Origin of the sequence: Alteromonas sp. K632G, assembly GCF_017653625.1 — a bacterium.
Lineage (GTDB): Bacteria > Pseudomonadota > Gammaproteobacteria > Enterobacterales > Alteromonadaceae > Alteromonas > Alteromonas naphthalenivorans.
Genome location: NZ_JAGGDM010000032.1, coordinates 1 through 7,095, shown reverse-complemented (window position 1 = coordinate 7,095; position 7,095 = coordinate 1). Strand labels below are relative to the sequence as shown.

The window sequence follows — 7,095 nt, the reverse complement described above, 5'->3', positions numbered from 1 at the left end:
GTTTTCTCCCTTGGTTTGGTCGCCTATTAGGATAAACTCAGTTTATGCTGATAGGGAGGAGGCTCAATGATTATCAAACCACTTAAGGTTCTCGCTTTGCTCGTTGGGACGCTAGCCGCTACTTGTAAATCCAGCCTTTCACTTCTCTTTTTTAGTGGTAATATCAAATCATACTCAATGGGAGTTATTTTATGTCTGATGCATTAAAAGTGATGCTTGAAAATATCGAGCAACTCAGTACTAAAGAGAAAGCTCTTGCTGCCCACTGTCTTTTAACGGCTATGGATACTAAGATTGATAGCGATGTGGAATCTGAGTGGGTAAAACTTGCAGAAGCTCGCAGCGCAGAGCTAGAGTCTGGTGCGGTAAAAAGCATTAGTTGGGAAGAGATAGAAAAGGATCTAAATTAAAAGATGCTGCCTGTTTCCTTTCACCCAGAGGTTAAAAGGGAAATAAAAGAGTCGTTTGATTGGTATCAAAAGCAGTCACTGGGGTTGGGTCACGAATTTACCCAAGAACTCAAGGAAGCCATCGATTCAGTTAGCTCTTTGCCATCGGCATGGACAAAAATGGGGCAAACTCATCGACGCTTTGTCTTAAGCAGGTTCCCATACTCTATTATTTATAAAATTATCGAAAACAGGGAAATTAGTGTGGTAGCTATTATGCACAACCACCGAAAACCAGGGTATTGGCACGAACGCGCCTAACAAGAGACTATGGCGTCAATAGTTAATTTATAGCCTTTGGCGCTTCCCACATTACACCCTCTCGCAACATCGAGTTTAAGATAACGACCATCTTTCTGATACAGGCGATTATAGCCACTTTTTTTGGTTTACCCGCCGCAATTAATCGTTGATACGTTTCCTTAAATACGGGGTTACTTTGTATTGCTGACATCATGGCCATGTATAAAACTGTGCGGACTTGATGCCTCCCACCTTGGATTTTTCGTAGGCCTTTGTAGCGGCCACTTTCTCGATTCATGGGTGCCACACCGACTAACGCTGAAGCTTGTTTGTTGGTCATATATCCCAATTCAGGCAGGTTACTGATGATGGAAGCTGAGGCTATTTCCCCAATGCCTTTCATACTCTGTAATATATCGTTTTTAGCTTGATAGTCTGGGCATGATTCAATGAGTTTAACAATTTTACTTTCTACTTTTTCAATCTGATTTTTGAAAGCCGTCAATATAGGTTTGATGGTCATGGCGAGTTCTTTGGGCAGAATTTGAAGGCGGTTCTTTTCCATCGTTTGCATGACCAGCAATTGATTTCTTCTTGCGACTAAATCACTCATAGCCTGCATCGTTTCTGGCTTAAGCTGGGAGAGATTGGGTTGAATGGCTTCACCATAATGAGCAATTAATTGTGCATCAAGCTTATCAGTTTTAGCCCGTTGACCTAGTGCTCCAGCAAAACGTTTTACGTGGATAGGATTCGCGATAACAAAGGGTAAATTAGCGCTTGCACATGCCATGATAAAAGGTATTTCAAGACGACCAGTGGCCTCTATAACGATACGATCGGGTGAATATTTCTTGATTGTTTTAACGGCTTCTTTAATGCCTTTTTCATCATTATTGACGGTGAAATATACATCGAGTGGGCGTATATAAATATCCAACTGAAACTTACCCGTATCAACACCGACGCTAACGTTTTGCTTTGTTTTTGTATTCATAATAAGCTAACTCTTGCTTGCATAATGCGGGTTCGAGACCCAGTAGACTATTCGAGTGTGGAGCTTGGAGTCCTTTGTGGTGTTCTTTCTTGTTATCGGTCTCTCAACTGAGGAGCCATCGCTCAATCGAACTACCACAAAAGAAAGCTTTAGTTGCTGCTAAAGTCTGGGTCTCACTTTACCTCACACTGATTAAAATCAGGATGATTTACATGAGTTATAATCCATACAAACGCTTAACACGTTCCCTTCGGTCGCTGGGACAGTAACGCAGCGGCGCTTCGCTATTATCCGCTACGTCACTGCTCGTTAGCTTAGCGTTAGGCCTATAGAGGTAAAACATGATTTCAGAGGCAGATTGGAAACACTTCAAACGAGTTAAGGCAGATGCATTAGATAAATGCTGCCAGCAAGTTTTGGACGATGTGCGTAAAGGAATCGATAATCCCGAACTTTCAGATCATGCAAAATATCTTTATTTGTATAAATTGATGGAAAACAGCGACAAACGTATCGCCAACATATTCGATTACAATGCAAGGTCCAAAGCTATGCTGCAACTTGCATTAATGAAATCAGATGGCCTTCTAGAGGCTAAGCAAATCAATGGCTTCTCAGATGAATTACAAAGTTTTATTAATAGCCATGACTAACTTATCAGCACGGCCTAACAACTCAATAAACTCACTCACTTCGTTCAACGTACGTAGACACTGAAAGTGATGAGTTACTATTTAACGATAAAGAGTGCACTATTGATGGGACTGTTTATCGATTAAACTCTTGGAAAGACTTTCATGACAAAGATGCAATTACAGTTTTTGAGTTAAAAAAGAAAGGCATCCTGGTAACAAACAGCTATTGTATTGGTATTAGGTTTTCCGCTTATAAAGAACCTCTACTGTTGAGTCAGGAACAATTATGGGAAATAGGAATTCCATAGAACGGGATCTAACAAACGCTTAAGCCACTCCCTTCACTCGCTGGGACGCTATATTTACAGGGAATTTTTGTGAATAAAATACATAGTTATTATCTAATTGGGTTCATACTCTTTTCTGCAATTTTAAATGAATTCTTAGGAAGTGAAAGTATCGGGGTAAAACTACTTTGTTCAGTTTTATTAATTACAACTTTTGTTTTTGCATCTCTATTTCATAGCTTGAAAGTCAGAGTTGCTAGAGATAAAAAGACTAGCATCAAGTAATGTACACATAACAAATTTATCAAGCATCATTACGGCCAAAAAACAAGGAGTCATTTTTAATATGAGTATTTGGCAAATTATCATTTTTATTGTGCTTTTCAGTCTAACGCTTTTACCAGTATTAGTTGCCTTAACATCTAAGAAAGCTAAGGGGGTACACAAACTAGTTTGGTGCCTCGTTTCATTATTCTTTTCATGGTTAGGCTTTTTAGTTTATTACTTCTTTGCTGTCAGAGGTATGAGTGAGCGCAACGCATAGTATAACAACCCAATCAACACACTCACTTCGTTCACGCAGGGTGGCTTCGCCCGCTATTTAAAAGTATGGTCACTAATGAAATTTCGTGCGAATTTTAATTGTTTTTTTATTATTTCCTTTGGCTGCTTTCGCAGATGAGTCGAGGCTTGTAGAGCAGTTTTTTGGCCAAGATGGACTAGATAATAAAAGAGAAGTGTATACCGGAGAGATGTTGGAGCATTATCTGGATAAGCCCACCTTAGGCGAGGACTTACCAAAAGGCATCAATGTTAGCCTTCGAGCACTTGAACAAAGCCCGCGAAGAGAAATTTACGCTGTATTACTAACGAAAGAAGGAATATCTCAAGATTGGTATATCTATTTGGTAAACGACCAAAACAAATGGAAAATTTCAGCCGTTAGAAATCTAGCATTACCAAGTATGTTCTTTATGTCCCTGCAGGCGATACAAAGCAAACCCAATAGAACAAAAGAAGAAGAGAATCACTATCAGAACATGCTTCTTACTTTGCAGTTGGATTCGGAGCTTAAAGAATACTTGCATAAAAATATTGGTAGCTTAAATGCGATAGCCTTTGAGGCTAAAACAAGTCAGAAAAAGGCTACTGAATCTGCTAAACATTTAAATCTAAATCTAGTAGGTTACGACTCAAGTAGTGGCATAGTTGACGTCAACGTAGGTGGGATTTTAGATAACTCGGTTGGCTACCTGTTTGTACCACCTGGCACTGAAGTGCCCCAAATGTCAGATGAGGATTATATCTATATTGAGCATGTCACAGGAAATTGGTACGTGTACAAGACAACGTAACCATAATAAAACCAGTATAGAATCTCTTAAAGCCTTTACCTCTGTGTCTAAAATTGACATTTCTCAACTTCAAGAGGAAATTATCGTGATAGACAAAACATCAAAAGAATGGAACAAAGAGCCATTATGGGTCAGGTTTTTGTTGTGGGGAGTAGCGATATAACAACTCAATAAACTCACTTCGTTCGCTAGAACGTCTATATCTGGCCCAAGTGTTTAGTTTCTTCATCAGCACTAAATTGTATGCGAGTATCCATGGTGAACTCTCTATTCGTGTGCACACAACTGTTAGCTCAGGCATTGAGTTAAAGCAACTAGCAAACGCCTAAGTCGCAATCCGCGGGACGGGTCGAGAGTTCCCCCCTATAACGTAAACACCTGAACTAAATATAAGTTAACTGTAAAAGAAATTACCGAGCAACCTTATGACTCATACTGAAATACATCGTTCACAACGCGTAGGTTGGTTGCGCGCAGCAGTACTTGGTGCAAATGACGGAATTGTATCTACTGCAAGCCTTATCATCGGTGTTGCCGCTGCGAGTACTGCCCATGAAGACATTCTTCTCGCTGGTGCTGCAGGTTTAGTTGCTGGGGCTATGTCTATGGCTGCTGGTGAATACGTTTCAGTTAGTTCTCAATCAGATACAGAAAATGCCGATCTCGCCATAGAGCAAAAATCACTGGATCAAAATTTTGAATCTGAAAAAGAAGAGCTAGCAACAATATACGAAGGTAGAGGCCTTGAACCAACTCTGGCTAAACAAGTTGCTGAGCAGCTGATGGCTCACGATGCTCTTGGCGCTCATGCCAAAGATGATATCGGAATTTCACAAAGCGCTAATGCGCAGCCCATTCAAGCGGCTTTCTCGTCGGCGGGTGCTTTCACAGTAGGCGCTGCACTTCCTTTAGCGGTTGCCTGGTTAGTGCCACAAGAGCTACTTATACCTATCGTCGCATCATTCTCTTTAGTGTTTCTCGCCGCTCTAGGTGCGATCGCAGCACGCGCAGGCGGTGCATCAATGACTGTGGGGGCTATCAGAGTGACTTTTTGGGGTGCGCTTGCAATGGTATTGACAGCAGTTGTAGGTCGCATCTTTGGAGTGGTTGCATGACAATGGGTTTATTTACAATAGCAGCCTCTTTACAAGTTAAGCTTTCATGTAGGAATTGGAGTGAATTGAAAGTATGAGTCAAGCGCAAGAATACGTTTCAGGGGTGGGGAAAATAGAACTGGGAACAGTGTGAGAAATGTCTTGTAACAATCTGCTGTACCCGCTAAACACGCCTTGGGTGTTATATTTCTAGTTAATTTGATCAGGGAGGTTATATTAATAGATGGACAATATTGATGCTGAATTAGCTTTACAGAAGATAACTAAAATTTAGAACTTAGAGAAAAAATTTTCTCGTGTCTACTACGTTCCTGGTTTTGCGTTTCTATTCGTTGTCATTTTTATTTTCATCAACAACGTATTTATCTCCCCTATTGATAATGGTTATTTAGCCATTTTATTGGCCTCCAATATCTTTGTAACGGGAAATGCTGCAATGAAAAGAACAGAGTACCTTAGACAAATAATCGCGCTGAAAGAAAGCGAGTGCATTGCACGTTAGCATTCTTGGCTAGTTAGCAGGTAAACAAGGCTAGTGGAACAATTGAAGTTTATTTTTATCGTTCTCATTTTCATATTTATGGGTGGCTGTACCACAGGTAAGCTTTACTACACAGACAACAGTGGCAAGCGCAATTTAGGCTGTGATGTAGCGTTTACTGGTTTGCTAAGTGTCGATAAATATGCTGTGGAGTATGCGCTTAGCTTGTGCGCGAAAAACTACGAGAATGCACCTCTTACCTCGGTTCATCGCACAGCAACCAGCAGACATGTGTTTCTTGGCGCCAAGCTTATCCCACGTATTATTACCCCAAAATGAAGTTAGCTGCTTAGAAGGAAATTTATGCTAATTACGCCCACAGTGCTCTACGAAGCCAGTTACAAAGAATACATCAAAGAGCTGGGAAACGAAGAACGGTACCCTTACCCGCTTGACTTAGACCATTCAAATTTTGCATCTTTTGTTAACCTATTGAATGGCTATTCCAAGGGCGTAAACTTGCCAGAAAACTTAGTTCCCAATACGACATTTTGGCTTATTGAAAACAGTGAAATTGTCGGTTGTTCCCATCTAAGGCATTGTTTGAATGATGCATTACGGTTTGCAGGAGGTCATATAGGGTTGGGAATAAGGCCTTCTAAGCGTGGGCAAGGCTATGGTATGAAACTCCTTAATCTAACGCTAGAAAAAGCCTTTGAAATTGGCGTCGATGAGGTACATATTCATTGCTACAAGAGTAATAAAGTTTCATCATCGCTTATAGCGTCATCGGGTGCTAAATTAGATTCTATAGTTGAAACTCAGGGTAAAAACGAACAGGTGCTTCGATTTGTTCATTCACGCTGCTAAACTAACAGTCAAAATATCTCGCTATCTCGGCTTGGAAGCAAACACAGGTACCACTTCTTACTATAGGCGCCCCCTTATTTGCCGCGTTATGCACTTATAAAATATGGAAATTAAATGAAAACCAAATTAACAGCCATTTTGATAGCATCTGCTATTTCATCAGGATGCGCATCCACCTCTAACAAAACAGTGGGTGATTTTCTTGACGGTGCATCTTCTAGTGCAGAGAAAAGAGAACAAGAAGAATCGAACGCAATGCACGCTAAAAAGAATTCACCCGAAACCGATGCTATAGAAGACACTATGTCAGGTGTATTTACCGCCCTTTTTCGTGGCATATTTGGCTCAGAATAACGCCATAAAAAACTAAACATTTTTTAGTATTTGAGCGCTTAATGGAAAAACAAAATATGAAATTTAAAAAGAGCCACTTTTTACTATTTTTAACCTCACTATTGCCAGCATTTGCTTCAATTGCTGCCCCGCAAGCCCTTAGCGTGGAACAAGATGGTATTGTGGGTCACTATTATCAGCCACCGGCTAATTCCCACAATCAGCCTGTTATCGTACTTGGTGGTTCAGAGGGCAGGGCAACCGCATGAGTGCTCACTAATTAATCATGCCACTAAAACCCGCAGTTAGCACAGCTTCCAGATAGCTGGC

The 7,095-nt window shown here is 40.7% G+C and carries 10 protein-coding genes; 9 read left to right on the top strand and 1 reads right to left on the bottom strand.

Annotated features, from left to right (window positions below):
• The first annotated feature begins 191 nt into the window (after nt 1–191).
• The gene (locus J5X92_RS20385; protein ID WP_013783722.1) at nt 192–410 is read left to right on the top strand and encodes an addiction module protein; all 219 of its coding nucleotides are present in this window, start codon (nt 192–194) and stop codon (nt 408–410) included.
• A gap of 3 nt (nt 411–413) precedes the next feature.
• Entirely contained in the window at nt 414–710 is a 297-nt protein-coding gene (locus J5X92_RS20380) for a type II toxin-antitoxin system RelE/ParE family toxin (protein ID WP_013783721.1), read from the top strand.
• Between the two features lie 22 nt (nt 711–732).
• Here J5X92_RS20380 and J5X92_RS20375 read toward each other — a convergent pair whose 3' ends face one another.
• Nucleotides 733–1,689, bottom strand: coding sequence for an IS110 family transposase (locus J5X92_RS20375; RefSeq protein WP_126874066.1), 957 nt, complete (start codon nt 1,687–1,689; stop codon nt 733–735).
• A gap of 341 nt (nt 1,690–2,030) precedes the next feature.
• Here J5X92_RS20375 and J5X92_RS20370 point away from each other — a divergent pair, with 341 nt between their 5' ends.
• The 7 genes from J5X92_RS20370 (at nt 2,031) to J5X92_RS20340 (ending at nt 7,034) form a co-directional block, all read left to right on the top strand.
• Nucleotides 2,031–2,342, top strand: a complete 312-nt coding sequence (locus J5X92_RS20370) for a hypothetical protein (RefSeq protein WP_013783720.1) — start codon at nt 2,031–2,033, stop codon at nt 2,340–2,342.
• An 898-nt stretch (nt 2,343–3,240) separates the two neighbouring features.
• Nucleotides 3,241–3,966 carry a hypothetical protein gene (locus J5X92_RS20365; RefSeq protein ID WP_013783718.1) on the top strand — a complete coding sequence of 242 codons (726 nt, stop codon included), beginning with the start codon at nt 3,241–3,243 and terminating at the stop codon, nt 3,964–3,966.
• Nucleotides 3,967–4,391: 425 nt separating this feature from the next.
• Entirely contained in the window at nt 4,392–5,081 is a 690-nt protein-coding gene (locus J5X92_RS20360; RefSeq protein WP_126874067.1) for a VIT family protein, read from the top strand.
• 535 nt (nt 5,082–5,616) lie between these two features.
• Entirely contained in the window at nt 5,617–5,901 is a 285-nt protein-coding gene (locus J5X92_RS20355) for a hypothetical protein (RefSeq protein WP_126874068.1), read from the top strand.
• 24 nt (nt 5,902–5,925) lie between these two features.
• A complete protein-coding gene (locus J5X92_RS20350; RefSeq protein WP_013783713.1) occupies nt 5,926–6,432 on the top strand; it encodes a GNAT family N-acetyltransferase in 507 nt (168 codons plus the stop codon).
• Nucleotides 6,433–6,546: 114 nt separating this feature from the next.
• A complete protein-coding gene (locus J5X92_RS20345) occupies nt 6,547–6,786 on the top strand; it encodes a hypothetical protein (protein WP_126874069.1) in 240 nt (79 codons plus the stop codon).
• 56 nt (nt 6,787–6,842) lie between these two features.
• Complete coding sequence (locus J5X92_RS20340; RefSeq protein ID WP_126874070.1) at nt 6,843–7,034, top strand: hypothetical protein; 192 nt, start codon at nt 6,843–6,845, stop codon at nt 7,032–7,034.
• The last annotated feature ends 61 nt before the right edge of the window (nt 7,035–7,095 follow it).

Bases quoted from the DNA above. Each gene is read 5' to 3' on its own strand.
- J5X92_RS20370 (WP_013783720.1), top strand. From the start codon at position 2,031: ATGATTTCAGAGGCAGATTGGAAACACTTCAAACGAGTTAAGGCAGAT.
- J5X92_RS20380 (WP_013783721.1), top strand. From the start codon at position 414: ATGCTGCCTGTTTCCTTTCACCCAGAGGTTAAAAGGGAAATAAAAGAG.
- J5X92_RS20375 (WP_126874066.1), bottom strand. From the start codon at position 1,689: ATGAATACAAAAACAAAGCAAAACGTTAGCGTCGGTGTTGATACGGGT.
- J5X92_RS20340 (WP_126874070.1), top strand. From the start codon at position 6,843: ATGAAATTTAAAAAGAGCCACTTTTTACTATTTTTAACCTCACTATTG.
- J5X92_RS20360 (WP_126874067.1), top strand. From the start codon at position 4,392: ATGACTCATACTGAAATACATCGTTCACAACGCGTAGGTTGGTTGCGC.
- J5X92_RS20385 (WP_013783722.1), top strand. From the start codon at position 192: ATGTCTGATGCATTAAAAGTGATGCTTGAAAATATCGAGCAACTCAGT.
- J5X92_RS20350 (WP_013783713.1), top strand. From the start codon at position 5,926: ATGCTAATTACGCCCACAGTGCTCTACGAAGCCAGTTACAAAGAATAC.
- J5X92_RS20345 (WP_126874069.1), top strand. From the start codon at position 6,547: ATGAAAACCAAATTAACAGCCATTTTGATAGCATCTGCTATTTCATCA.